The sequence below is a fragment of the Vibrio sp. OY15 genome (assembly GCF_000742455.1).
Taxonomy (GTDB): domain Bacteria; phylum Pseudomonadota; class Gammaproteobacteria; order Enterobacterales; family Vibrionaceae; genus Vibrio; species Vibrio alginolyticus.
Genome location: NZ_JPIL01000015.1, coordinates 1 through 1,787, shown reverse-complemented (window position 1 = coordinate 1,787; position 1,787 = coordinate 1). Strand labels below are relative to the sequence as shown.

Below are 1,787 nucleotides of genomic sequence, written 5' to 3'. Positions count from 1 at the left end.
CTCGGAAAAGTGTATAAAAGAACGCCAACCACCGGCCTCCCGCTTATCCGGCGAACGCTCTAACCACCTGAGCCTCAGGCCCAGTTACCTCTCCTTTCTTTATAAACCGTATCAATCTGTGTGAACCCTCCTCGCAATAATCCTCGTAATAGGAGGTGATCCAGCGCCAGGTTCCCCTAGCGCTACCTTGTTACGACTTCACCCCAGTCATGAACCACAAAGTGGTAAGCGTCCCCCCGAAGGTTAAACTACCTACTTCTTTTGCAGCCCACTCCCATGGTGTGACGGGCGGTGTGTACAAGGCCCGGGAACGTATTCACCGTGGCATTCTGATCCACGATTACTAGCGATTCCGACTTCATGGAGTCGAGTTGCAGACTCCAATCCGGACTACGACGCACTTTTTGGGATTCGCTCACTTTCGCAAGTTGGCCGCCCTCTGTATGCGCCATTGTAGCACGTGTGTAGCCCTACTCGTAAGGGCCATGATGACTTGACGTCGTCCCCACCTTCCTCCGGTTTATCACCGGCAGTCTCCCTGGAGTTCCCGACATTACTCGCTGGCAAACAAGGATAAGGGTTGCGCTCGTTGCGGGACTTAACCCAACATTTCACAACACGAGCTGACGACAGCCATGCAGCACCTGTCTCAGAGTTCCCGAAGGCACCAATCCATCTCTGGAAAGTTCTCTGGATGTCAAGAGTAGGTAAGGTTCTTCGCGTTGCATCGAATTAAACCACATGCTCCACCGCTTGTGCGGGCCCCCGTCAATTCATTTGAGTTTTAATCTTGCGACCGTACTCCCCAGGCGGTCTACTTAACGCGTTAGCTCCGAAAGCCACGGCTCAAGGCCACAACCTCCAAGTAGACATCGTTTACGGCGTGGACTACCAGGGTATCTAATCCTGTTTGCTCCCCACGCTTTCGCATCTGAGTGTCAGTATCTGTCCAGGGGGCCGCCTTCGCCACCGGTATTCCTTCAGATCTCTACGCATTTCACCGCTACACCTGAAATTCTACCCCCCTCTACAGTACTCTAGTCTGCCAGTTTCAAATGCTATTCCGAGGTTGAGCCCCGGGCTTTCACATCTGACTTAACAAACCACCTGCATGCGCTTTACGCCCAGTAATTCCGATTAACGCTCGCACCCTCCGTATTACCGCGGCTGCTGGCACGGAGTTAGCCGGTGCTTCTTCTGTCGCTAACGTCAAATAATGCAGCTATTAACTACACTACCTTCCTCACGACTGAAAGTGCTTTACAACCCGAAGGCCTTCTTCACACACGCGGCATGGCTGCATCAGGCTTGCGCCCATTGTGCAATATTCCCCACTGCTGCCTCCCGTAGGAGTCTGGACCGTGTCTCAGTTCCAGTGTGGCTGATCATCCTCTCAGACCAGCTAGGGATCGTCGCCTTGGTGAGCCCTTACCTCACCAACTAGCTAATCCCACCTAGGCATATCCTGACGCGAGAGGCCCGAAGGTCCCCCTCTTTGGCCCGTAGGCATCATGCGGTATTAGCCATCGTTTCCAATGGTTATCCCCCACATCAGGGCAATTTCCTAGGCATTACTCACCCGTCCGCCGCTCGACGCCGTTATCGTTCCCCGAAGGTTCAGATAACTCGTTTCCGCTCGACTTGCATGTGTCAGGCCTGCCGCCAGCGTTCAATCTGAGCCATGATCAAACTCTTCAATTTAAGATTTTGTTCGGCTCAATGAATACTGAACATTACATAAAGTAATGTTTGAATTGACTGTGCTGAATCCGAAGATTCAATGGTCA

General features: G+C 52.5%; 1 rRNA gene. It reads right to left on the bottom strand.

Annotation, left to right across the window (positions count from 1 at the left end):
- Window positions 1-148 precede the first annotated feature (148 nt).
- Window positions 149-1,701: ribosomal RNA gene (locus IJ23_RS19110) — 16S ribosomal RNA — on the bottom strand.
- Window positions 1,702-1,787 lie beyond the last annotated feature (86 nt).